This is a genomic window from Aliibacillus thermotolerans, from assembly GCF_027853235.1.
Taxonomy (GTDB): domain Bacteria; phylum Bacillota; class Bacilli; order Bacillales; family Marinococcaceae; genus Aliibacillus; species Aliibacillus thermotolerans.
This window is the reverse complement of the sequence record NZ_WKJG01000050.1, coordinates 29,358-53,050: the sequence shown is the minus strand read 5'-3', so window position 1 is coordinate 53,050 and position 23,693 is coordinate 29,358. Positions and strand designations below refer to the sequence as shown.

Sequence of the window (23,693 nt, the reverse complement as noted above, 5' to 3'; positions counted from 1 at the left end):
TGGTAGACGGGATTTTTTATATACTTTTTCGTATCCAAGCCCGAATGAGAGGTCCTTCTTTTCCAAACACCGGATCCGTTTTTGGAAGAGGGACTTTGCTGATTTCTTTTTCCCACTCTTCCATCTCTTTTTCTTCTCCTGTCATATGATTATATTCCTTTCCATCGGGATATGCGCCAATTACCGCAAAATCGAAACTAGCGCTCATTAAACGATGGCACACTCCGGCAGGAATGACCAACACATCTCCTTTCATCACATCAAAATAAGTCCCTTTCGCTCCCCCTAAACGAATGCGACCAGAACCGTTATAAATGCCAATCACTTCATGGGTATTACTGTGGAAGTGATCTTCTTCATGCAATGAACCTAACCAGCTATTTGTCCAATTGTTTTGATGGAATGTGTCACGCATTTTTTCTGTCTTCTCAGACATCACCCCGGAATAAAGCAGGACAGGGATTTCTTTATTGTTTGGGATATGTTCTTGTGGTTGAAAAAACATCGGTGTCACTTCTTCATTTTTCATCGCCTCATCCCCTTTCCATGTATGTTTACTATATCCTCATTTTCTCTTACTTAAACTGTCATCACAGCTCGATATTTCGTTCATACTAAAAAGAAAGGGGGTATTAGTGATTGGGAAAGTATCGGACGTAGGTATGTTTTTTCTTTTGTCATTGATATTATTGTCTTGTACTATCTCTTTTACGTCTCCTTATATCACCGATGATCCCGTTTTCTATATAGGACAAGAAGAACTGTTTTCGGAGATAACGACGCAAGAAAAGTCAGTTGATTTTCACTTTATTGATGTAGGCCAAGGGGATAGTACCTTGGTTCAATTTGCTACTGGCGAGAACATCCTAATCGATGGAGGAAAACCCGAAAAAGGAAAACAAGTTCTTCAATATTTAAGGGAAAAAGGGATTCACCAGCTTGATTGGGTAGTGGCGACACACCCTGATTACGATCACATCGGTGGATTGATTACTGTATTGAAAAATATAGACGTAAAAAATGTCTTAGATAGTGGAAAAGAAAAGGAGACGGAAACGTATGAGATGTACCAACAAACTATACAAAATGAAAATATCCCAGTAACCATCGCAAAAGAAGGTGAGACGGTACCGATCGAAGGAGCAACGGTGATCGTATTAAATGCAGAAAGACCGTCGGATGAAACCAATGATTCTTCAATTGTATTGAAGATAGAGACGGATCAACATACCGCATTACTGCTCGGCGATATCCCGCAAAAAATTGAAAAGGAGCTGATTAAAAAGTATCCTGGCCATGCGGATGTGTTAAAAGTCGCCCATCACGGATCACATACTTCGACTTCGGCTGAATTATTAAGGCAAGTTCGTCCGTCCATTGCGGTGCTTACTTATGGAAAAGATAATGATTTCGGCCATCCTCATGCGATTGTAACGCACCGATTAAAACGATACGGAACGCCTTTTATTAGTACGGAACGTTCAGGGAATATTCAAATTTCGTTAACAAAACAAGGGGTGTACGTGCTAGATACATCCCTTGTTTTGTTGTGTGTTTAGTCATTTCGTCGCTATTTATAAAAAATTGAAAAACATGTTGACATTCTCAGTTTTATCACATAGAATACAATTCAAACATATAAATCTTATATAATTACTATGTTTTAACGAGGAGGGGCTTCATGGGACAACAAGAAGATTTAGAAAAAACGTATGAAAAGCTTAAAGTACTCCTAAAAGACTTAAAATATGGCTCAATCACAATTGTTGTCCAAGACGGCAAGATTGTTCAAATGGAAAAAAAGGAGAAACTGCGATTTACATGAAATATGCTGACCAGACAAACTGGAGGCGACGTATATATCTAAACATCTCGTGATTAGAGATGAAGATATACACGTTGCCTTTTTATTTTAAGGGAGGGATTCCATGACATACGTCTATGAAACGGTGACAGAAGACGCATTACAATCACTAACCAAAGAATGGGAAGAGTGGAAAGCCATTGATGTTTTGAAGTGGACTTATGACACATATGGAGAAGAAGTTGTATACGCGTCAAGCCTTGGAGCAGAAGGAATGGTACTACTCCATCTCATTCAACAAGTAAACCCAAGTGCTACGGTCGTCTTTATTGATACCGATTACCATTTTTCAGAAACGTACCGGTTCTTAGAAGAAGTGAAAAATTATTTTTCCACATTAAATATCCAAAGCATTCAGCCTGAACTAACACCCGCGGAACAAAAAACTCGGTACGGAGATAAGCTATGGGAGAAAGACCCAGATCAATGTTGTGCGATACGTAAACTCGCACCATTAGAAAAAGAATTGACTAAATACGAAGCATGGATCTCTGGATTAAGAAGAGAACAATCACCCACTCGACAACATGTTCAATTTGTAAATAAAGACAACCGTTTCCGAAAAATTAAAATATGTCCCTTAATCCATTGGACGTGGGATGAGGTGTGGGACTATATCAACACCCATTCTCTTCCTTATCACCCATTGCACGATCAAAATTACCCAAGTATCGGCTGTTTTCCTTGTACTGCACCTGTTCTTGAAGGAGAGGACTTACGAAGTGGTCGTTGGCAAGGACTTGGCAAAACGGAATGCGGACTTCATCGTCCGTAGAAAAATATAGAAAGGAAGGATTGTTCATGTCTCATTTGCCACATGGTGGAACGTTAGTCAATCGAAAAAAAATAGGAGAAAATACGAGTAATATTCAAGCAGCGATTCCAATTGATGAAATTGGACTTTCGGATATTGAACTGCTTGCAAATGGAGGGTACAGTCCGTTAACCGGATTTTTACACCGACGAGATTATGAATCCGTGGTGGAAAACATGTGCTTGGAAGATGGAACAGTATGGTCGATCCCAATCACCTTACCGGTTACCAAAGAAAAAGCTTCTGAATTAAAAATTGGTCAAAAAGCGACGCTTATCTATGAAGAAAAAGTGTACGGATATGTAGAGATAGAGGATATTTACGTACCAGATAAAGAACGAGAAGCAGAGAAAGTGTACCAAACAACCGACCTTGAACATCCTGGAGTCCGAAATCTTTTTGAGCGAGCCGCGGTATACGTGGCAGGGCCGATTACGTTAACCGAGGAAATCGTACATGATGAGTTTCAATCATATTACTTGGATCCACAAGAAACGAGAGAAGAATTTAAAAAGAGAGGATGGAAAACGGTTGTTGGCTTTCAAACGAGAAATCCGGTGCACCGGGCCCACGAATATATTCAAAAATCGGCATTAGAAACGGTAGATGGCTTGTTTCTCCAACCGTTAGTAGGAAAGACAAAACAAGGAGATATTCCAGCCGATGTTCGGATGCAAAGTTATGAAGTGATATTAAAACATTACTACCCGAAAAACCGGTCCTTTTTAGCTGTTTTTCCAGCAGCGATGCGTTATGCCGGACCACGAGAAGCAATATTCCATGCGCTTGTGAGAAAAAACTACGGTTGTACTCATTTTATCGTCGGTAGAGATCATGCCGGCGTTGGAAATTACTATGGCACTTATGACGCTCAACGAATTTTTGAGCAATTTACAGCGGAGGAACTTGGAATCACCCCATTATTTTTTGAACATAGTTTCTATTGCAAAAAATGCGACAATATGGCTTCGCAAAAAACGTGCCCTCACGATGCAAGTCATCACGTCATTTTATCCGGAACAAAAGTGCGTGAAATGTTAAGTAAAGGAGAAATGCCACCTCCGGAATTTAGTCGGCCGGAAGTTGTGAAAGTGTTGATCGAAGGAGTGAAAGAAAAGGTAGGAAGGTGAGCTTATGGATGTAACGATTGGCGCGTATATCATTGCATTTTTCTTTGCGATGAATATCGGTGCAAGTGGAACCGCTGCTGCAATGGGCCCCGCTTATGGAAGTGGAGCAATCAAAAGACGATTTGTCGCCATGCTTCTTGTCGGAGGAGGCGCTTTCGTTGGTGCGCTCTTCGGTTCGGAAGTTGTCAAAACAATCGGTGCTGGGGTGATTCCGGAAAGTTTCATTACGACGGAAGTTGCCATCATCATTTTATTAGGAGCTACATTCACCCTGTTTTTCGCCAATTGGATAGGCATTCCATTATCAACAAGTGAAGTAGTGGTCGGTTCTCTTGTCGGTGTTGGTCTTGCGTTTCAATCGTTACACGTAAGCAATTTATTTACGATTTTCTTATGTTGGCTCATTGTCCCGGTGGTGGCTTTTGGAATTGCTTATATGTTAGGTAGAGGAATAAAAAATATTGAACCGAAATGGACCTTCCTTCATACAAACTCAACGTGGAAAAAGGTATTGACGGCGTTGGTCATCATGACTGGTCTAGTGGAATCATTTGCCGCAGGGATGAACAATGTATCTAATGCTGTTGGCCCACTCGTTGGCGCTTCGTTAATTTCAATGGAGCAGGCCCTCTTATTTGGCGGTTTGTTTTTAGGGTTGGGATCAATGGTGTTTGGAAGTAAAGTACTTGAGACCAATGGTAAAAAAATTACTCGTCTGTCTTTACTGCAAGGAAGTGCGGTATCTTTCACAGGAGGATCTCTCGTTATTGTTGCATCTGTTTTTGGAATCCCAGTTCCACTGACACAAGTTACCACGTCAGCGATTATCGGTATTGGCGCTTCCAATCACGGTTTTCAATTGCGAGAACAAATGGTGTTAAAACAAATCATTCATGTCTGGGTATTGTCGCCGGTAGTGTCAGTCGTTGTCTCTTACTCTCTCATGTTGATATTCATCCATAAAGATGTCTACACATTGTTTATCATGATCACCGTATCCATCGCCACCCTAGGCTCTGTTCGTTTTTTACAGTTAATCAAAAAAGAAAGACAAAGCACCCATGACGGAGGCAGCGGAATATAAGGACAAAGGACATCTCGGAAGTACTCAAGTGAGGATAAATTAGACCATGGTGCAACAGACAGGTAAGCGATCTTAGACAAGATGAGGCGTATGAATCGAAATTGATTGATACTCGCTCACCTTATGACACTTCATAAATTTTTCAAATAAATAAAGTTTCCTAAACGGTTCATGCGGCATTGATTGATCCGATCTTAAAATCATTCGCATAGCATCTTTCCCATTTTTCCTAGTAAAGCTAAGACGTCTGGATTGAAGCTGTAGAAAAAAGGAGGAGTCTTTCATGACGGAAAAACATATTGTTTGGCATGAACAATCAGTAGAAAAAAAAGAACGACAAGAAAAGAACGGTCATAAAAGTTGTATTTTATGGTTTACTGGCTTATCTGGCTCAGGAAAGTCAACGATCGCCAATGCATTGATTCGACGTTTATTTGAAGAAGGGAAGCAAGGATATATTTTAGATGGTGATAATATTCGCCACGGATTAAATCAAGATTTAGGTTTTTCTCCTGAAGATAGAAAAGAAAATATCCGACGCATTGGGGAAGTGGCAAAATTATTTGTTGACTCCGGCACGATTGTTGCTACCGCTTTTATTTCCCCATACCGAAAAGATCGTGACCTCGTTCGTCAATTAGTGGATAAGGATGAATTTTTGGAAGTGTATGTTAAATGCCCTCTTGAAGTATGTGAAGAAAGAGATCCAAAAGGACTTTATGAAAAAGCACGCAAAGGGGAGATATCTTCTTTTACCGGTATTGATGCCCCCTATGAAGAGCCTGTACAACCTGAAATTGTCATTGAAAGTGACAAAGTGAGTATTGAAGAAGCAGTGAATCAAATTGTTACGACACTGGAAGAAAAACAGTTATTGAGGAGGTAACGATGAGCGGTTACGTATACATCGTTGGAGCAGGACCAGGAGATCCCGAATTAATTACTGTCAAAGCTCTACGCGCCATTCAAGAAGCTGATGTCATCTTATATGACCGTCTTGTGAATGAAGAATTGTTACAGCATGCAAAAAAAGAGGCAATCCTTGTCTATTGTGGGAAAAAACCGAATCATCATTGGATGACCCAAGGGATGATTAATGAACAATTACTGTTTTTTGCCAAACGAGGAAAAGTGGTGACAAGATTAAAAGGAGGAGACCCATTGATCTTTGGGCGCGGAGGAGAAGAAGCATTGACATTAGCGACCAATGATATTCCTTATGAAATTGTACCAGGTATCACTTCTGGGATTGCTGCGAGTGCCTATGCCGGTATTCCGCTTACTCAGCGAAAAGTAAGCAGCCACGTCGCTTTTCTTACCGGACAGACAGAAAACAATCAAGATAATGATGAGAATTGGAAAAGTATCGCGCGCCATGCAGGGACACTTGTCATTTATATGGGTATGAAAAATCTAGAAAAAATTGTTCAAACGTTACGTGAGATTGGAAGACCCGACCGTACTCCTGTCGCCATTATTCATCAAGGAACAACCGAGAAGCAGCGCACTATTACCGGGGATCTTCAAACAATTGTTCAAATAGCGAAAAACGAACGGATCCACCCCCCAAGCATTATCGTAGTGGGGGAAGTAGTAAAACTAGGCGAAAAAATAAATTGGTTTCAGGAGTATACAAATTGGTCTGACCATCACTCCTCGCTACAAAAGTCACAATAAAAAGGAGGAGAGGATGTGCAAGCGATCTTGTATGTCAGTCATGGCACTCGTAAGCGAAGTGGAAGGAAAGAAGTGTATTCCTCCCTTGCCCCAGTGATAAAAAAAGTGAATAGCCCGCTGCAGAAAATTTGCTTTCTACAGTTTTCACGACCTACTCTCTTGGAAGGCATTGAAATGTGTGTGAAAGAAGGCGCAACGACTATTATTATCGTTCCTTTGTTGTTGTTAAAAGCAGATCACGCAACTTACGACATTCCACAAGCGATCATTTCGGCACGACGGAAGTATCCTTTCATCCAATTTATTTATGAAGAGCCTTTGGGAGAAGAGGAAAAACTCATCGACGCTTTATACGAAGCGCTTCTCATGAAACAATTTCTAGAAGTGCCACAACGTCATGTGCTTTTAGTAGGACGGGGTGGACGTTCCCCTCAAGTAAAACAACATTTAATACAGGTCTCGGAACGTCTCCAACGAAAACTTCCCGAAACGGAGATAACAATATGTTTCTTATACGGGCACAAACCCCATTTCCAAGACATTGTAAATGAAGCAACAGAAAAACAGCGATTTATTTTACCATTTTTACTTTTTGATGGGCGTTTATTCGCGTCCTTAACCCAAGCAGCGAAGAAAAAAGGATGGATTTTATGTGACACGTTAGGATCAAGTGCACACGTGCGAGACATCGTCACCAAACGTATCAATCGCTGGTTGACTGATAAAGAAAAGGAAAGAGGTGAGGTTTATGTCATTACAAACGACAAATAGTCCTTTTACAGAGGAACAAACGAATGTACTCAACCAATTAATATCTTCTTTAACAGAAACACAAAAAATTTGGCTTAGTGGCTATTTACTTGCGAGTAATCCATCATCAAACCAAGTAGTGACCGAAACGCCGACACAGTCACAACCTAAAACAAAAGGAGTGACCATTTTAGTCGGCTCACAAACAGGAAATGGGGTGGCTCTTGCTGAACAGTTGACGGAACGATTACAAAAACAAAAAATGAACGTTCACCAATATGGAATGGATGAATTTAAACCGAAGAAATTAAAAGATGTCGAAGTGTTACTCGTTATCGTAAGCACCCATGGAGAAGGAGATCCACCTGATAATGCATTGCGTTTTTATGAATATTTACACCGCCCGAAAGCTCCTTCCTTAGTACATCTTGAGTTTTCTGTATTAGCGCTTGGAGATTCCTCTTATGAACATTTTTGCCAAACAGGGAAAGACATTGACAAGCGTTTAGAAGAATTAGGAGGAAAAAGAATGGTTCCTCGCGTCGATTGTGATGTCGATTTTGAAGATAAAGCAGAGACATGGTTTGCCTCTGTCGAAAAAGAAATCAAGGAAAGTGTGACAACACAAGAGATGGTGACGGAAGGAAATATTTTCGCCACCGAACAAATCACTTATTCACGGAAACATCCATTTCTTGCAGAAATATTAGAACACATCCCATTGAATGGAAGAGGTTCTAATAAAGAAACAACCCATTTGGAACTGTCTTTGGAAGGTTCCGGAATAACGTTTGAACCAGGAGATAGCCTAGGGATATATCCGGAAAACGATCCGGAATTAGTGGATGCTATTTTACATGAAATGAACTGGGAAAGTAAAGAACGCGTGGAAGTCAATGGAGAAAAATATACATTGAGAGAAGCATTACTTCGCTACTATGATATTACAAATATTACGCTTCCGCTCTTAAAAAAATTAATTCCTCTTTCAGAAACATCCGCTTTAAAGGAATACATCGAAAAAGATTCCTTTGATAAAAAAGAAGTGGAAGGGAAAGACTTGTTGGACATTATAAGAGAATTTGGACCTTGGAAAGGAAATATCACGTCCTTTTTAGAAGTGTTACGACCACTTGCGCCACGATTATATTCCATCGCCAATAGCCTAGAAGCATATCCCGATGAAGTGCATGTCACAATTGGTTCTGTGAAATATGAAGCCCATGGAAGACAACGGCTTGGGGTATGTTCGGTTTATTGTGCGGAACGGAAAGAAATTGGAGATACACTTCCTGTCTACGTTCAAAAAAATCCAAACTTCCGTTTACCTGAAAATCCCGACGATGCAATCATTATGATTGGTGCTGGAACAGGAGTAGCTCCGTATCGGGCTTTCATGCAAGAAAGAGAAGAAATCGATGCCAAAGGAAAAAACTGGCTATTTTTTGGTGATCAACATTTTCGTACTGATTTTCTCTATCAAGTGGAATGGCAACAATGGAAAAAAGATGGTTTACTCACGAACATTGATCTCGCTTTCTCTCGGGATGCGGAAGAAAAAGTATACGTACAACACCGGATGTTGGAGAAAAAAGAAGAATTTTATCGTTGGTTAGAAGAAGGGGCTTATGTGTACGTATGTGGTGACAAAAACAAGATGGCAAAAGATGTGGAAAAAACAATCCTCACCATTGTGCAAGACGTTGGCAACAAAACAGAAGAAGAAGCAAAGGAATATGTCCAAATGTTAAGGCAAGAAAAACGTTATCAGCGAGATGTCTACTAAAATGTATAGGAGGGATCCACCAAATGAGTAAACTTTATCCAGTGGAAGGACCACCAAGTGATGTGGAACGAATTAAAAAAGAAAGCCGTTATTTACGTGGAACGTTAGAATCTTCCTTTCAAGATACAATTACGGCTGGGATTCCAGATGACGATAATCGCTTGTTGAAGTTTCATGGTAGCTATTTGCAAGATGATCGCGATGTAAGGATAGAAAGACAAAAACAGAAATTAGAACCCGCTTACCAATTCATGATTAGAGTACGGGCTGCCGGTGGAGTAGCTACTGCCAAGCAATGGCTACAACTAGATGAAATTGCGAATCAATATGCAAATGGGACGTTAAAAATCACGACGCGTCAAGCAATTCAAATGCACGGGATCGTCAAGTGGAATATGAAAAAAACGATGCAACGTATTCACGAAGCATTGATGGATACCATTGCGGCTTGCGGTGACGTCAACCGCAACGTGATGTTAAATCCTAACCCGTATGAATCATCTGTTCACGGAAAAGTGTACGAATGGGCCAAACGAATCAGCGAACATCTCACTCCAAGGACCCGTGCTTATCATGAAATATGGTTAGACGAAGAAAAATTGTACGATAGTAATGAAGAAGAAGAACCGATTTACGGAGAAGTATATTTACCACGTAAATTTAAAATTGGAATTGCCATTCCTCCTTCCAATGATATCGACGTATTTTCACAGGACCTTGGCTTTATTGCGATTGTGGAAAATGAGAAGCTCCTCGGCTTTAACGTTGTCGTTGGGGGTGGCATGGGAATGACCCATGGAGATAAAAAGACGTATCCACAAGTGGGAAAAGTCATTGGGTTTTGCACTCCGGAACAAATAGTAGAGGTTGCGGAAAAAATTGTGACCATTCAGCGAGATTACGGTAATCGTTCGATTCGAAAAAATGCTCGTTTTAAATATACGGTAGACCGACTTGGACTTACTTTTATCGTGAAAGAATTAGAAAAACGATTGGGATACTCTCTGAGCAAAGCGCGATCGTATCAATTTGATCATCACGGGGATCGGTACGGATGGATTCAAGGAGTCAATGACACTTGGCATTACACGATGTTTATTCAAAATGGCCGTGTGAAAGATACCGAGACTTGCAAGATGATGACTGCTCTCCGGGAAATTGCAACCATTCATCGTGGAGAATTTCGATTCACCCCGAACCAAAATATTATGATTAGTAATGTAGCTGAAACGGAGAAACCTCGCATCCAAGCAATTATTGATAAATATAAACTAACGAATAATGAGCATATGTCACCATTACAAAAAAGTGCGATTGCATGTGTCGCCTTTCCCACTTGTGGGCTTGCGATGGCTGAAGCTGAACGCTATCTTCCTACACTTATCACGCGTTTAGAAGAAGTGATGGAAGAAGCAGGTTTAAAAGAAGAAGATATTGTCATTCGGATGTCCGGTTGTCCAAATAGTTGTTCCCGAGCTCCTTTAGGAGAAATCGGTTTTATTGGAAAAGCGCCTGGTAAATATAATTTGTATTTAGGAGGAAGTTATACAGGAGAACGGTTAAACAAACTATATAAAGAAAATATCGGGGAAGAAGAAATCATCCACACATTGAAACCGATCATCCATCATTACGCAAAAGAACGTGCTGAAGGAGAACGGTTCGGAGACTTTGTCGTTCGAAATCAATACGTCACAAAAGTAGAAGATGGCACCCAATTCCATGATTAAAGAATGAAGCACATCGTCTAGTTTCTCTCTCTATCTCATGGTAAGATAAATACGATGAGAGTAGAGGAGGATTCGCAGGAGATGCTCAGTTTTATCCTTATTATTTTGATTGGTATTTCTGGAATTGTTATTACATTATATTTAACGCAAGTCGAAGATAAAAATTATAATTATAATAAAAGTTTCTCCAATATGATCGTCATGTATGCAATCTTTTTACCTGTTCTTTTAGTCATTGGAGGTCTCATTTGGATATTTGCGTTTTAACCCTTTTCCTTATAAATTTGTCTGAACTGACACAAGCTAACGATGTGGAGAGTCTTTCTCCATGTAAGAACTTACGGGAAGGGGATAAAACATGAACAATTTCCGTTGGAACGTTCCTTTCATGGGGAATCGTCGCGGTATTTTTCAAAGAAATGAGCCACGGGGAAGAATGGGGATGTTTTTGACACTGGCAGCACTTGGGGCTGGCGCCGTTTGGTACGGTATTTCTGAAAAACGTAATCAAAATCGTCCCATTCGAAAGCAACTGCAAAAGTTTCAACGTTCCTTTAAACAAGGGGATACAGCGAGCGAAACAGCGTTTGCGGAAGAGTTGCTAGGACAAGTAGTCAATAACAATGAGAAAAAATCATAACCTGTATCCTTTTAAACAAACCTAGCTTGAATGATTTTTCATCAAGCTAGGTTTGTCGTTATATACAACTTTTTAGTAAGAATGGATGATGTTTCGTAACTTCCCATATTTCGCGTATAATATAGGTTATATGATACGCCATCACAAGGAGGGTGAATGAATGAAAAAAGGGAGAGGAATTCAGCGACATGAATCATTAGCCCCACTATCTCGTCATCATCACCATGCACTTTTTTTATGTTTAAACTTAAAACGCGTCAATACAGAAAAAGCCCGCTACTCTATCCAACAAGTGGCAGAAGATGTGAAAAGATTTTGGGAAGAAGGAGGACAGGAGCACTTTCGAGAAGAAGAGGAAGTTTTGTTGCCGGCGTATTCCCAATATGCTTCCCTCGAACATGCGGAAATAGCCGAAATGTTACTGGAACATGTGGAAATCCGAGGACTCATGCACCGTTTAATAGAAAAAATAAATCACGATGAATTATCTACATGCGTGGAAGATATGCGTGAGTTAGGAGAAAAATTAGAAGCACATGTTCGCAAAGAAGAGAGAGTGATTTTTCCGTTGATTGAAAAAGCTCTTCCTGATGATGTATTAAAAGAGTTAGAACCGTATTTTCATGAATAAACCGAATGGAGTGATTGTATGATATCATTTCAGCAATCTGAAAAAGAAGCAGTTTACAAAGCGATTTTTAACAGAAGAGATATTCGGCAATTTTTGCGTGATCCCATTCCCGAAGAAGCGATCTATCGTATTTTAGAAGCGGCTCATGCTGCTCCTTCTGTTGGCTTTATGCAACCGTGGAACTTTATTATTATCGATTCGGATGAAAAAAAAGAACGACTTGCTTGGGCTGCGGAAAAAGAGCGCAAAGCGTTAGCCATTCATTACGAAGGAGAAAGAGAAACAAAATTTTTAAGTTTGAAAGTCGAAGGGTTAAAAGACGCACCAATAACTATTTGTGTCACGTGTGACCCAACGAGAGGAGGAAATCACGTGCTCGGGCGCAATTCCATCCCTGAAACGGATATTATGTCCACATCTTGTGCCATTCAAAATATGTGGCTTGCGGCTTTCGTAGAAGGAATTGCGATGGGATGGGTCAGTTTTTATAAAAAAAGTGATGTCCGGGATATTTTAAATATTCCCCCTCACATTGAACCTGTCGCTCTTCTTTCTTTAGGTTATACCGAAGATTACCCAAAACAACCGATATTAGAGACAGCCAATTGGGAAAAACGACAAGACTTAACTACATTAATATTTGATAATGAATGGGGCATTGCAAAAAAGAACAAAATTAGCGAAAATAAGGAGGCCCAGCTGAAATGAAAGTGAATGGATAAAAGGAGTTTTTTCATGGAAGATAACATCACCATTATCGCAACAGCGACGATGGGAGTAGAAACTCTCGTTCGTCGCGAAATTGAAACGTTAGGATATGATCAACTACGAGTAGAAAACGGAAAAGTAGAAGTGGACACAACACTTGATGCGATCCCGCGCTTAAATTTATGGTTAAGAACTGCAGATCGCATTAAAATAAAAGTGGATTCTTTCATCGCGCATTCTTTTGAAGAGTTGTTTGAACAAACGAAAGCGATTCCGTGGGAAATGTATATCGGAAAGAAAGATGCGTTCCCCGTCATTGGACGTTCAGTCAAATCTACTCTATATAGTGTTCCGGATTGCCAACGGATTGTGAAAAAAGCGATTGTAGAACGGCTCAAACAATCGTACGATGTCGACTGGTTTGAAGAAACCGGTGCGATGTATAAAGTGGAAGTAGCGATTCATAAAGATGTCGTCACGTTATCCATTGACGCCACCGGAGATGGATTGCATAAACGAGGGTACCGTGCACTCCATAGTAGAGCCCCGTTAAAAGAAACGTTAGCTGCAGCGATGATTATGTTAACAAATTGGAAACCGGACATGCCTTTTGTCGATCCTTTTTGCGGTTCAGGAACGATTCCTATTGAAGCTGCGATGATCGGACAAAATATCGCCCCGGGATTTAATCGCTCATTCGTCTCTGAATCTTGGCCATGGATAGGAGAACAACGATGGGAAAAAGCACGGGAAGAAGCAGAAGATGTTGCTTCTTATGACACTCCCCTAGAGATATTAGGAACAGATATCGATCATCGGATGATTGAACTATCCGAGAATAATACAAAGGAAGCAGGCTTATACGGTGCGATTTCATTTAAACAAATGCAAGTGGCTGACTTTACGACGAAACATGAAGTTGGCACGATTGTCACCAATCCCCCTTATGGAGCGCGGTTGAGCGAAAAAAAGGATATTAAAACATTGTATCAAACAATGGGGAAAGTATTTCGGCCCCTTGACTTTTGGTCGGTGTACGTTTTAACTTCTCATGAATCCTTCGAATCGTTATATGGAAAAAAAGCGACGAAAAAAAGAAAACTGTACAATGGAAACATGAAAACCTACTATTATCAGTTTTGGGGAAAAAGACCTCCGAAACCACACCAATAAGCCAACAAAGCAATCAAAATCTGGTTTTCACCCTTTTCGTCGACCATTATTGGATAAAATGCAGGAATTAATTTATCGTGCGACGAACTCTTTAAGTATCAAGTAAAAACATATGACAACAAGAAGGTAAGGAGTGGGGCGTATGAAATTTAAAGAACATACTGCAATCATTACAGGCGGAGCGATGGGAATTGGCGCAAAAACAGCGGAAAAGTTTTTAAATGAAGGAGCAAAAGTGGTTCTGATTGATATCAACGAAAAAACACTCGATGAAACCCTCGCTCGCTTGTCAACGTATAATGAGAAGATTTTCACCATTCCAGCTGATGTCACCGATCGTGCTGCGGTGAAACACGTAGTAAAGACCACTTTAGAGCAATGGGATACCATTGATATATTAATTAACAATGCAGGTATTACCGCGGATACTCAACTGTTAAAAATGACCGAAGAAGATTGGGATCGAGTCGTCGATGTGAATTTAAAAGGCGTCTTCACGATGACACAACAAGTAGCAGAAGTGATGAAAGAACAACAAAGTGGTGTTATTTTAAACGCATCTTCCGTTGTTGCCCATTACGGTAACTTTGGTCAAACGAATTATGCTGCCACAAAAGCCGGTGTGATTGGCATGACAAAAACATGGGCAAAAGAATTAGGTCGTTACAATATTCGCGTGAATGCGGTTGCACCGGGGTTTATTAAAACAGCAATGACCGATAAAGTACCTGCTCATATTTTGGAAGAAATGAAAGAACGCTCACCTCTTAAAACCTTTGGCTATCCTGAAGACATAGCAAACGCCTATGCCTTTTTAGCCTCAGAAGAAGCGCGCTTTATTACGGGTACTGTGTTGAATGTCGATGGTGGAGTCGTTATATAATAAAAGGAGGAGATCGAACAAATGAGTGAATTTACAAATCCAACGAGAGAAGAAATTGGTGACATTTTAAAGAAATATGATAAAATTGCCGTAGTCGGTTTATCTGATAATCCTGAGAGAACTTCTTATCAGATTAGTGAAGCGATGCAAAAAGCAGGCTACAAAATCATCCCGATTAATCCAAAAGTGAAAGAAGTACTCGGTGAAAAAGCATATCCTTCATTATTGGATGTGGAAGAAGATTTCGATATTGTGAACGTCTTTCGTCGGAGTGAACATTTGCCAGACGTAGCAAAAGAAGCAGTGAAGACAAATGCCAAAGTTTTTTGGGCTCAGCTCGGCCTCGAAAATGAAGAAGCATATCGCATTGCAAAAGATCATGGTATGACAGTTATTATGGATCGTTGCATTAAAGTAGAACACGCTTTAACGAAATAACATAAAAAAGCGCTCATCTTCATTGATGAGCGTTTCTCATTATTGAACATATGTTCTTATTTTGTGGTATGATAGGAGTACATAAAAATGTGAGAGGGAAGGAAGGAGACCAAACCATTGAAACAATCTATCGACTACAATGATGATTCCATCCAAGTGTTAGAAGGTCTCGAGGCGGTACGGAAAAGGCCCGGTATGTATATTGGTTCTACCGACAGTCGCGGGCTCCATCACCTTGTCTATGAAATTGTTGATAATGCTGTAGATGAAGCCCTTGCCGGTTACGGGGATACCATTACGGTCACCATTCATCAAGATGAAAGTATTAGTGTACAAGACAGAGGACGCGGAATGCCAACAGGAACACACCGTTCCGGACGCTCGACTCCCGAGGTGATTTTAACGGTTCTTCATGCAGGAGGAAAGTTTGGACAAGGGGGATACAAAACGAGTGGAGGCCTTCACGGTGTGGGGGCGTCTGTTGTAAATGCACTCTCAGAATGGTTAACCGTCACGATTCATCGTGATGGTTATCTCTTTCAGCAAAAGTTTGAGCAGGGCGGCAAGCCGGTGACACCTTTAAAAAAACTAGGAAAATCACAAGAAACAGGAACCATCATTCATTTTAAACCGGATTCCTCTATTTTCCATACAACTACTTTTCAATATAATTTGATTAAAGAACGGTTAAGAGAAACGGCTTTTTTACTGCGTGGCGTTCAAATGGAATGTATTGATAAAAGAATAAACCCAGTACAAATAGAGACTTTTACGTATGAAAAAGGGATACAAGAATATGTCACTTATTTAAATGAAGATAAAGAAGCCCTTCACCCAGTCGTATTTTTTGAAGGAGAAGCGCAACAAATTGAAGTGGAATTCGCTTTTCAATTTAATGATGGTTACACCGAAAACATGTTATCTTTTGTTAATAATGTCCGGACAAAAGACGGGGGAACCCATGAATCGGGAGCAAAAACAGCGATTACTCGCGTGATGAATGAATATGCACGTAAATTACATTTTTTAAAAGAAAAAGATAAAAATCTAGATGGATCGGATATTCGAGAAGGTCTGACGGCGATCGTTTCCGTCCGTATTCCTGAACATTTATTGCAGTTTGAAGGACAAACGAAAGGAAAATTAGGAACTTCAGAAGCTCGCTCAGCCGTCGATCACATTATTTCCGAACAACTTACTTTTTTCTTGGAAGAAAACCCCTCCATTAGCGCCATGTTGATTAAAAAAGCAGTGAAAGCAAGAGATGTTCGAGAAGCTGCTAGAAAAGCGAGAGAAGAAGCTCGCTTAGGTAAAAAAGGACGGAGGCGGGAAGCATTATTAAGTGGAAAACTAACCCCCGCCCAATCGCGAAAACCAGACCGTAATGAATTGTATCTTGTGGAAGGTGATTCCGCAGGAGGTTCGGCGAAACAAGGACGTGACCGGAAATTTCAAGCGGTATTGCCTTTGCGAGGGAAAGTGATTAATACCGAAAAAGCGAAACTGGATGACATTATGAAAAACGAAGAAATTCGAACGATCATTTATGCCCTCGGCGCAGGGGTAGGGGCAGACTTTTCCTTGGAAGACCGAAATTACGACAAAGTGATTATTATGACAGATGCAGATACGGATGGTGCTCATATTCAAGTGCTTCTGTTAACTTTCTTTTATCGCTATATGCGTCCGCTTGTGGAAGCGGGAAAAGTGTACATCGCTTTGCCACCTTTATATAAAATAAGTAAAACATCCGGAAAAAATGAAATAGTTGAATACGCATGGGACGAGAAAGGGTTACAAGAAGCCATAAAAAAAGTAGGAAAAGGCTATACAATTCAACGCTACAAAGGTCTTGGTGAAATGAATCCGGAACAATTATGGGAAACAACGATGAATCCGGAAACAAGAACATTAATCCGAGTGACCGTCGACGATTTTGCCCGGGCGGACAAGCGAGTCAGTACTCTCATGGGAGATAAAGTAGAACCACGGCGTCAGTGGATTGAATCCCACGTTGCTTTTGGATTAGAAGAAGAATCGAACATCTTAGATAATGACAATCTTCACGTCGTCAAGGAGGAAGAATCACGTGAGTAACGCAGAAAAATTTTTAGATTTACCACTAGAAGATGTTATCGGCGATCGTTTTGGCAAGTATAGTAAATACATTATTCAAGAAAGAGCGTTGCCGGACGTTCGGGATGGCTTGAAACCAGTACAACGACGGATTTTATATGCGATGTACAGAGACGGAAACCACGCGGATAAACCTTTTCGGAAAGCCGCCAAAACGGTGGGGAATGTCATTGGAAATTATCATCCTCACGGGGACTCTTCCGTTTACGAAGCAATGGTGCGAATGAGCCAACCGTGGAAAGGGAGGTTTCCCTTAATTGAAATGCACGGAAATAATGGCTCCATTGACGGAGACCCACCTGCGGCGATGCGATATACAGAAGCAAGGTTGTCTGCGATTTCCTCTCAGTTATTAAAAGATATAGAAAAAGAAACTGTAGAACATATTCCTAACTTTGACGACACAGAGAAAGAACCGGTCGTATTACCGGCGCAATTTCCGAATCTCCTCGTAAATGGGGCGACAGGCATCTCAGCAGGTTATGCCACCGATATTCCTCCTCATCAAATAGGAGAAGTCATTGACGCGACTTTAATGAGAATCGATCGACCGAATTGTACCGTTGATGAATTAATGACAGTGTTACAAGGTCCTGATTTTCCGACAGGTGGAATTATTCAAGGCATCGATGGGATTAAAAAAGGATATGAGACAGGTAAAGGAAAAATTGTTCTTCGTGCTGCAACAAAAATTGAAAATATTCGAGGTGGACGGAAACAAATTGTCATTACAGAAATCCCATATGATGTCACGAAAGCAAATATTGTAAAAAAAATCGACGAAATCCGATTTGATAAAAAAGTAGAAGGAATTGCTGAAGTGCGAGATGAAACGGATCGCTCTGGTCTTCGTATTGTCATTGAACTAAAAAGAGACGCAGATCCGAAAGGAATTCTTACTTACTTATTTAAAACGACCGATCTACAGACTTCTTATCATTTTAATATGGTCGCTATTCATGAGAAGACACCGAAATTATTAAGTCTCACTGAAATATTAGACGCTTATATCGCTCATCAAAAAGAAGTGGTCTTAAATCGATCACGCTACGAATTAAATAAAGCGAAAGCTCGACACCATATTGTGGAGGGGCTAATTTATGCCATTTCCATTTTAGATGACGTCATTCAAATCATCCGTCAATCTAAAAATAAACGAGATGCGAAAGATAATTTAATGTCTGCTTTTTCATTTACAGAAGAACAAGCAGAAGCCATTGTCACCCTCCAGCTATACCGCTTAACGAATACCGATGTAGTGACATTGGAAGAGGAACTAGCATCCCTTCTCAAAGAAATTGAACGGTTAGAAGGTATTTTGCAAAGTGAAAAAAAACTATTACAAGTAATCAAGAAGCAATTAAAGCAAGTGAAAAAACAATATAACGATGAAAGACGTACAAAAATAGAAGCAAAAATAGAAGCATTAGAAGTGGATTTGCATGTCGTAGCACCTTCTGAAGACGTCATTGTTTCCGTCACGAGAGAAGGGTATGTCAAACGTACAAGCCTTCGCTCTTATAGTGCATCCAACGAAGAAGAACCGAGCATGAAACAGACCGATGATTTATTATTCGCAAAAGAATTACATACAACGGATATTCTTCTTTTCTTTACAAAGAAAGGGCGCTACGTGTATGTCCCTGTTTACGAATTACCGGACATCCGTTGGAAAGACAGCGGCCAACATATTGGAAATATCATTTCTTTGTCAGCAGACGACACGATTGTGAACGTGATTCATGTACCAGAGTTTACCAATGAACGGTACTTTCTCTTTTTTACAAAAAATGGCATAGTGAAAAAAACCGCCGTTTCGTCTTACGAAGCCAAAAGACATATGAGAGCGCTAATGGCTCTTCATTTAAAAGATGAAGGAGACGAAGTGATTCATGTTGCTCAAACAGATGGTAATCAACATATCTTTGTTGGAACCCACCATGGATATGCCTTATTGTTTCATGAAAATGAAGTGAATCCAGTTGGACCAAGGGCAGCTGGGGTGAAAGGAATCAACCTTAAAAAAGAGGATTTCGTAGTAAGTGGTTTTGTTACAAATCACATCGATGAAGACAAAGTGATGATTACAACCCAACGAGGTGCTCTGAAAAAAATGGCGCTTTCTGCTTTGGACATAGGAAAAAGAAATACACGAGGGGTCCTTGTATTACGACAATTAAAGAAAGATCCTCATCGGCTCATTGGTGTTCACCTTGTGAATAACGATACGAAGTGGATTCGATTTCGCACAGAAAAAGATGAAATAGTCAATGAAACCATTACAAACTATAAAGAAAAAGATCGCTTTAGTAACGGATCTTTTGTATTTGATGTACAAGACAAAGGAAAAGTGGTGGATTCGTGGTTGCGACTTCCATTTGATTCATTATCAAAGTAGATAGGGGGAACGCGTAGAAATCTTCGCTACAAGCAAATGAGAATGAGAACACATGTCTTAGGAGCGATTACAGCAGGTACGTTCGTTGCGATGAATGGCAATATGCCAGATACGAACGTCACCAATGATATCGTCTTTGGTGGTAGTCTTGTCGTCGGTGCACTACTCCCTGATCTCTGTTCACCGCGCTCGTGGATAGGTAGACGTTTGAAATTCACTTCTATTTTGATTCAGCAAATATTTGGGCATCGGACATTTACCCATAGTCTTTTGTTTCTCCTATTGTTGTATTATGCTTTTGATGTTTTTACTAATTCTATTTTCTTCGTCATGATTCAATACGGTCTCCTTATCGGAGTAGCAAGTCATATCTTGCTGGACATGGCAACTCCTCGAGGAGTGATGTTGTTTTATCCAGTCAAAAAATACGTTCGATTTCCGCTGACGGTAAAAACCGGCTCTTTATTCGGAGAAAATATCATTTCCATCTTATTTTTAAGCTGGATTATTTACTTTCACGTATCAATCATGTAGATTGGTGATAATGATCATAATGAAATGAGATGGTGATAAAATGAAGAAAGAAGTCATAGAGTTGGAGAAAGAATTAGGGATCCAAACAGTGACGATTGACCTTCCTTTTCGGTTAAATCATGTCAATTGTTTTCTCGCAGAAGGGGAAGATGGATGGACCGTGATTGATACTGGTTTACATAATGAAGAATCGAAAAAACGGTGGAGCGAAGTGTTACAAAATAAAGAAGTCACTCACATTGTCGTTACCCATTACCATCCAGACCACTTCGGCTATGCAGGAGGTTTGCAACAAAAAACAAATGCCCGCGTGTCCATGAGTGCCACTGACGCCCATTTAGGAATCAGTTCTTGGGAAAAAGATTTTTTAGCGCAGTTAGAAGAAAATTACCGAAAAGCAGGCGTTCCAACGGAAATTGGAAAAGAAATGGCAGAAAATACGGCAAGTTTTGTTCCGCGAGTAACACCTTATCCTACCATTAACAATTATCTAGAAGAAGGAGACACGATTGTTTTTGGAAATTACGAATACGAAGTAATCGCAACACCGGGACATTCGGACGGACTCATCGTATTTTATAACAAAGAAAAAAACGTGTTACTTTCTACGGATCATATTTTACCGAAGATTACTCCAAATATTTCCTATTGGTTTCATGGGGAAGAGAACCCATTGCAATTATATTTAGATTCCCTTGAAAAAATAAAAAAGTTAAATGCAGAGTACGTCGTTCCATCTCACGGAAAACCATTTTATGGGGCGAACGATAGGATTGAAGAATTATTTATCCATCATGATGAAAGACTGGCAGAAACTTTATCCTATGTAGGAGAACCCGCAACGGTATTTGATGTGAGTGAGAAATTGTTTCAAAAGAAATTAACGGTTCATGAAACACGTTTTGCAGTCGGGGAAACGTTAGCTCATTTAGAATATTTACGTAAAAATAATGAATGTTATCGACAACTAGATGAAAAAAGCGGCAGTTGGTTATATTATCGATAATTTTCTTTTTCGTCTCATTATCATAAGTATACTTGATAATTGAGACGAAATTTTTTCTTTTATTTTACTTCTGATAATATATATTATGTAAACTAGAAAAGTAAAAAAATAATATATGTTTTTTATCCTTCCCCTATTCCTTATTAAATGAAATTAAATGAAGGGGCTGCTTTTGGACAACCCCTTTCGTTATGCCCACAATAATTTTACTCTTACCGTTATGTCGCCTATGTCGCCGTTGTCATACGTTTCTCATAACTTTCCTCTATCATTTTTACAAGTCGCGTAATCGTTTCATTATATGGTATTGGAATCCCGTGTTTTTTCCCAAGATGGACGATGGCACCGTTTATTTGCTCAATTTCTGTTTTTCGCTCTAACAATATATCTGTCAACATCGACGACTTATTTGCACTTATATCTTCATATCCGATACGGATACACTCTTTTATCGGATCCTCATATAACAGTTCCACTTTTTCTGCTTCTGCTACTTTCATACCTTCTTTTACTAACTGTTCCATCAGTTGTTTCCCTTCTGATGATGCTACCGCATCGCCATTTTTCAGTCTCGTAATGGCAGTAATCCCGTTATAAGCAAGGTTAATCATCAATTTACTCCAAATGATTGACTGAATGTTATCGACCATTTCTGTTTCTAATCCGCTTGACGACAAAAGGGAAACTAACTTCTTTATTTTTTCCTTTCCGATGATGTTCTTTCCTATATGTGTTTTTCCAAAAGCTCGTTGTTCAATGACCCCGTTTGCTACAATACCAGCGCCACTTCCTGTCGTACCGATGCAAATATTATCGATTGGCACAAAAGCTTGTATATTCTCGAAATTGCCGAGACCGTTTTGTAGGGTTAAAACAATGGTGTCTTGATGGATGACGGGACGAATTGTCGTTAACACATTTTTTGTCGCAAAAGATTTTACTAAAATGATGACCAGATCATAATTGTTACTTAATTCATCTGGATCCGTAATCACTGGAAAAGAAACGTGAGTTCTCTCGCCATTTTTTTCAATCAATGTTAACCCTTTTTCTTTTATCTGTTCCGTATGTTCATTTGGACGATTATACATTGTTACTGAAACGTTTTGAGTCGCTAATTTCCCGGCAAAAAGCGAACCCATCGCTCCTGAGCCGACAACGAGTATATTCATCTTCTCCCTCCCCGTTTTTTCGTCATGGCAATTTTGCGTTCCATCGCTTCATATGCTTTGTCGATAAGATCTTCAACTACTTCCCCTTTATAAACCGTTCCGTATTTCGTGTTTTTTTGATAATATTGTACGATTTCATTTAATTTATCTACCGTTTCTTTCTGAACACGTACGTTTAATTGTACTTTTTCGTGACTCAATGCCACAAAATACCCTCCTTTGAGTTGCTATCAATGAGCTAGCAAGCGCTATCATCACGCTATCTTTCATTATACATAAAGGATATCTACGATGCTATCCTCTTCCCAATAGCGATGATTTGGAAATACCGTTTTTTCATTATAAAATGGAATAGTGAAGAAAATGATGAAGAAAGAGGGCTTGGGAAATGAAAGATCTTGTTCGAAAAGATTACGTGCGCTCGGAATGGGTAGACCATAATGGTCATTTTAATGATGTGATGTACGTTCTTGCTTTTAGTTATGCTTTAGACGATTTTATTAAGGCAATGGGTGTTGACAATACATATCGCAAAAATAATCAATATACCGTATTCACATTGGAAAACCATGTGACGTACAAAAAAGAAATGTTTAAAGGTGATCCATTTACGATTCATACTTATATTTTGGATCGAGACGAAAAACGCGTTCACGTTTTTTTTGAAATGAAAAACGAAAATAATGAAACGACAGCAATGAGTGAACAAATGATTATCGGAATTGATCAGAAGAAAAGAAAATCGGCTCCGTTTCCGGGGGATATTCAAGAGAATTTGGAAAAATTACCACACCTATCGAAAGACGAATGGCCCAAAGACGCAAAACGCTCCATCGGAATCAGAAGAAAATGAAAAAATAGTGCTTCACTCTACTTTCAGTCGGGTATAAAAAAAGTAAAAAAGGGGCATTCGAATGCGGATAGTAATTGCTGGTGGGTCAGGGTTTATTGGACAAAAATTAACAAGAAGCTTTCATTAAAAAAGAAGAACATGAAGTAATTATTTTAACGAGAAAGCAAAACAAACAGTCTTCTTCCCCTGCGGTACGCTATGTAACATGGTTACAAAAAGATGCCACCCCTGAAAAAGAAATAAAGCGAGCAGATCTGTTTATTAAATCTAGCTGGTGTCTCCATAA

25 protein-coding genes are annotated in these 23,693 nt (G+C 39.8%); 22 read left to right on the top strand and 3 right to left on the bottom strand.

The genetic code is table 11. The features are described 5' to 3' along the window. Positions 1 to 16 precede the first annotated feature (16 nt). Complete coding sequence (locus GJS40_RS08760) at positions 17 to 529, bottom strand: cupin domain-containing protein (protein WP_270897496.1); 513 nt, start codon at positions 527 to 529, stop codon at positions 17 to 19. A gap of 106 nt (positions 530 to 635) precedes the next feature. Between GJS40_RS08760 and GJS40_RS08755 the strand changes: the two genes are divergently transcribed. The 21 genes from GJS40_RS08755 (at position 636) to GJS40_RS08655 (ending at position 21,382) form a co-directional block, all read left to right on the top strand. Beyond that, positions 636 to 1,559, top strand: coding sequence for a ComEC/Rec2 family competence protein (locus GJS40_RS08755; protein WP_270897495.1), 924 nt, complete (start codon positions 636 to 638; stop codon positions 1,557 to 1,559). A gap of 122 nt (positions 1,560 to 1,681) precedes the next feature. After that, a complete protein-coding gene (locus tag GJS40_RS08750) occupies positions 1,682 to 1,825 on the top strand; it encodes a YezD family protein (protein ID WP_270897494.1) in 144 nt (47 codons plus the stop codon). 103 nt (positions 1,826 to 1,928) lie between these two features. After that, on the top strand, positions 1,929 to 2,639 hold the full coding sequence (locus GJS40_RS08745; protein WP_270897493.1) for a phosphoadenylyl-sulfate reductase: 711 nt from the start codon (positions 1,929 to 1,931) through the stop codon (positions 2,637 to 2,639). A 26-nt stretch (positions 2,640 to 2,665) separates the two neighbouring features. After that, the gene (gene sat, locus GJS40_RS08740) at positions 2,666 to 3,808 is read left to right on the top strand and encodes a sulfate adenylyltransferase (protein WP_270897492.1); all 1,143 of its coding nucleotides are present in this window, start codon (positions 2,666 to 2,668) and stop codon (positions 3,806 to 3,808) included. A gap of 4 nt (positions 3,809 to 3,812) precedes the next feature. Then, the gene (locus tag GJS40_RS08735; protein ID WP_270897491.1) at positions 3,813 to 4,892 is read left to right on the top strand and encodes an inorganic phosphate transporter; all 1,080 of its coding nucleotides are present in this window, start codon (positions 3,813 to 3,815) and stop codon (positions 4,890 to 4,892) included. Positions 4,893 to 5,175: 283 nt separating this feature from the next. Next, a complete protein-coding gene (gene cysC / locus GJS40_RS08730) occupies positions 5,176 to 5,778 on the top strand; it encodes an adenylyl-sulfate kinase (protein ID WP_270897490.1) in 603 nt (200 codons plus the stop codon). A gap of 2 nt (positions 5,779 to 5,780) precedes the next feature. Next, on the top strand, positions 5,781 to 6,569 hold the full coding sequence (cobA, locus tag GJS40_RS08725) for a uroporphyrinogen-III C-methyltransferase (protein ID WP_270897489.1): 789 nt from the start codon (positions 5,781 to 5,783) through the stop codon (positions 6,567 to 6,569). A 15-nt stretch (positions 6,570 to 6,584) separates the two neighbouring features. Next, positions 6,585 to 7,340 carry a sirohydrochlorin chelatase gene (locus GJS40_RS08720; protein WP_270897488.1) on the top strand — a complete coding sequence of 252 codons (756 nt, stop codon included), beginning with the start codon at positions 6,585 to 6,587 and terminating at the stop codon, positions 7,338 to 7,340. Next, complete coding sequence (locus GJS40_RS08715) at positions 7,318 to 9,105, top strand: assimilatory sulfite reductase (NADPH) flavoprotein subunit (RefSeq protein WP_270897487.1); 1,788 nt, start codon at positions 7,318 to 7,320, stop codon at positions 9,103 to 9,105. Before GJS40_RS08720 ends, GJS40_RS08715 begins: the two co-directional genes overlap by 23 nt. A 23-nt stretch (positions 9,106 to 9,128) precedes the next feature. Continuing rightward, complete coding sequence (gene cysI / locus GJS40_RS08710; protein WP_270897486.1) at positions 9,129 to 10,835, top strand: assimilatory sulfite reductase (NADPH) hemoprotein subunit; 1,707 nt, start codon at positions 9,129 to 9,131, stop codon at positions 10,833 to 10,835. An 81-nt stretch (positions 10,836 to 10,916) separates the two neighbouring features. Then, positions 10,917 to 11,102, top strand: coding sequence for a BshB3 potential contributor to bacillithiol synthesis (locus GJS40_RS08705; RefSeq protein WP_270897485.1), 186 nt, complete (start codon positions 10,917 to 10,919; stop codon positions 11,100 to 11,102). Positions 11,103 to 11,193: 91 nt separating this feature from the next. Next, a complete protein-coding gene (locus GJS40_RS08700; RefSeq protein WP_270897484.1) occupies positions 11,194 to 11,475 on the top strand; it encodes a hypothetical protein in 282 nt (93 codons plus the stop codon). Between the two features lie 160 nt (positions 11,476 to 11,635). Next, entirely contained in the window at positions 11,636 to 12,106 is a 471-nt protein-coding gene (locus tag GJS40_RS08695; protein ID WP_270897483.1) for a hemerythrin domain-containing protein, read from the top strand. Between the two features lie 18 nt (positions 12,107 to 12,124). Continuing rightward, entirely contained in the window at positions 12,125 to 12,814 is a 690-nt protein-coding gene (gene bluB / locus GJS40_RS08690; RefSeq protein ID WP_270897482.1) for a 5,6-dimethylbenzimidazole synthase, read from the top strand. Positions 12,815 to 12,841: 27 nt separating this feature from the next. Next, positions 12,842 to 13,987: a THUMP domain-containing class I SAM-dependent RNA methyltransferase gene (locus tag GJS40_RS08685; protein WP_270897481.1), complete on the top strand. Its 1,146-nt coding sequence runs from the start codon at positions 12,842 to 12,844 to the stop codon at positions 13,985 to 13,987. Between the two features lie 142 nt (positions 13,988 to 14,129). Continuing rightward, positions 14,130 to 14,870 carry a 3-oxoacyl-[acyl-carrier-protein] reductase gene (gene fabG, locus GJS40_RS08680; RefSeq protein ID WP_270897480.1) on the top strand — a complete coding sequence of 247 codons (741 nt, stop codon included), beginning with the start codon at positions 14,130 to 14,132 and terminating at the stop codon, positions 14,868 to 14,870. A 21-nt stretch (positions 14,871 to 14,891) separates the two neighbouring features. Next, the gene (locus GJS40_RS08675; protein WP_270897479.1) at positions 14,892 to 15,308 is read left to right on the top strand and encodes a CoA-binding protein; all 417 of its coding nucleotides are present in this window, start codon (positions 14,892 to 14,894) and stop codon (positions 15,306 to 15,308) included. 117 nt (positions 15,309 to 15,425) lie between these two features. Continuing rightward, complete coding sequence (gene parE, locus GJS40_RS08670) at positions 15,426 to 17,405, top strand: DNA topoisomerase IV subunit B (RefSeq protein WP_270897478.1); 1,980 nt, start codon at positions 15,426 to 15,428, stop codon at positions 17,403 to 17,405. Then, entirely contained in the window at positions 17,398 to 19,842 is a 2,445-nt protein-coding gene (parC, locus tag GJS40_RS08665) for a DNA topoisomerase IV subunit A (protein ID WP_270897477.1), read from the top strand. The genes parE and parC overlap by 8 nt, the downstream gene beginning before the upstream one ends. Positions 19,843 to 19,884: 42 nt before the next feature. Further along, positions 19,885 to 20,376, top strand: coding sequence for a metal-dependent hydrolase (locus GJS40_RS08660; RefSeq protein ID WP_270897476.1), 492 nt, complete (start codon positions 19,885 to 19,887; stop codon positions 20,374 to 20,376). A 40-nt stretch (positions 20,377 to 20,416) separates the two neighbouring features. Then, positions 20,417 to 21,382, top strand: coding sequence for an MBL fold metallo-hydrolase (locus GJS40_RS08655; protein WP_270897475.1), 966 nt, complete (start codon positions 20,417 to 20,419; stop codon positions 21,380 to 21,382). A gap of 227 nt (positions 21,383 to 21,609) precedes the next feature. On the opposite strand, the gene GJS40_RS08650 is transcribed toward GJS40_RS08655, so the two are convergent. Both GJS40_RS08650 and GJS40_RS08645 read right to left on the bottom strand, forming a co-directional pair. After that, on the bottom strand, positions 21,610 to 22,554 hold the full coding sequence (locus tag GJS40_RS08650) for a ketopantoate reductase family protein (protein ID WP_270897474.1): 945 nt from the start codon (positions 22,552 to 22,554) through the stop codon (positions 21,610 to 21,612). Further along, positions 22,551 to 22,760 (bottom strand): hypothetical protein, encoded by a 210-nt coding sequence (locus GJS40_RS08645; RefSeq protein ID WP_333723907.1) that lies wholly within the window; start codon positions 22,758 to 22,760, stop codon positions 22,551 to 22,553. Before GJS40_RS08645 ends, GJS40_RS08650 begins: the two co-directional genes overlap by 4 nt. 182 nt (positions 22,761 to 22,942) lie before the next feature. Here GJS40_RS08645 and GJS40_RS08640 point away from each other — a divergent pair, with 182 nt between their 5' ends. After that, on the top strand, positions 22,943 to 23,407 hold the full coding sequence (locus GJS40_RS08640) for a thioesterase family protein (RefSeq protein WP_270897473.1): 465 nt from the start codon (positions 22,943 to 22,945) through the stop codon (positions 23,405 to 23,407). The last annotated feature ends 286 nt before the right edge of the window (positions 23,408 to 23,693 follow it).

Bases quoted from the DNA above. Each gene is read 5' to 3' on its own strand.
- GJS40_RS08760 (WP_270897496.1), bottom strand. From the start codon at position 529: ATGAAAAATGAAGAAGTGACACCGATGTTTTTTCAACCACAAGAACAT.
- GJS40_RS08750 (WP_270897494.1), top strand. From the start codon at position 1,682: ATGGGACAACAAGAAGATTTAGAAAAAACGTATGAAAAGCTTAAAGTA.
- GJS40_RS08745 (WP_270897493.1), top strand. From the start codon at position 1,929: ATGACATACGTCTATGAAACGGTGACAGAAGACGCATTACAATCACTA.
- sat (WP_270897492.1), top strand. From the start codon at position 2,666: ATGTCTCATTTGCCACATGGTGGAACGTTAGTCAATCGAAAAAAAATA.
- GJS40_RS08735 (WP_270897491.1), top strand. From the start codon at position 3,813: ATGGATGTAACGATTGGCGCGTATATCATTGCATTTTTCTTTGCGATG.
- cysC (WP_270897490.1), top strand. From the start codon at position 5,176: ATGACGGAAAAACATATTGTTTGGCATGAACAATCAGTAGAAAAAAAA.
- cobA (WP_270897489.1), top strand. From the start codon at position 5,781: ATGAGCGGTTACGTATACATCGTTGGAGCAGGACCAGGAGATCCCGAA.
- GJS40_RS08715 (WP_270897487.1), top strand. From the start codon at position 7,318: ATGTCATTACAAACGACAAATAGTCCTTTTACAGAGGAACAAACGAAT.
- cysI (WP_270897486.1), top strand. From the start codon at position 9,129: ATGAGTAAACTTTATCCAGTGGAAGGACCACCAAGTGATGTGGAACGA.
- GJS40_RS08705 (WP_270897485.1), top strand. From the start codon at position 10,917: ATGCTCAGTTTTATCCTTATTATTTTGATTGGTATTTCTGGAATTGTT.
- GJS40_RS08700 (WP_270897484.1), top strand. From the start codon at position 11,194: ATGAACAATTTCCGTTGGAACGTTCCTTTCATGGGGAATCGTCGCGGT.
- GJS40_RS08695 (WP_270897483.1), top strand. From the start codon at position 11,636: ATGAAAAAAGGGAGAGGAATTCAGCGACATGAATCATTAGCCCCACTA.
- bluB (WP_270897482.1), top strand. From the start codon at position 12,125: ATGATATCATTTCAGCAATCTGAAAAAGAAGCAGTTTACAAAGCGATT.
- GJS40_RS08685 (WP_270897481.1), top strand. From the start codon at position 12,842: ATGGAAGATAACATCACCATTATCGCAACAGCGACGATGGGAGTAGAA.
- fabG (WP_270897480.1), top strand. From the start codon at position 14,130: ATGAAATTTAAAGAACATACTGCAATCATTACAGGCGGAGCGATGGGA.
- GJS40_RS08675 (WP_270897479.1), top strand. From the start codon at position 14,892: ATGAGTGAATTTACAAATCCAACGAGAGAAGAAATTGGTGACATTTTA.
- GJS40_RS08660 (WP_270897476.1), top strand. From the start codon at position 19,885: ATGAGAACACATGTCTTAGGAGCGATTACAGCAGGTACGTTCGTTGCG.
- GJS40_RS08655 (WP_270897475.1), top strand. From the start codon at position 20,417: ATGAAGAAAGAAGTCATAGAGTTGGAGAAAGAATTAGGGATCCAAACA.
- GJS40_RS08650 (WP_270897474.1), bottom strand. From the start codon at position 22,554: ATGAATATACTCGTTGTCGGCTCAGGAGCGATGGGTTCGCTTTTTGCC.
- GJS40_RS08640 (WP_270897473.1), top strand. From the start codon at position 22,943: ATGAAAGATCTTGTTCGAAAAGATTACGTGCGCTCGGAATGGGTAGAC.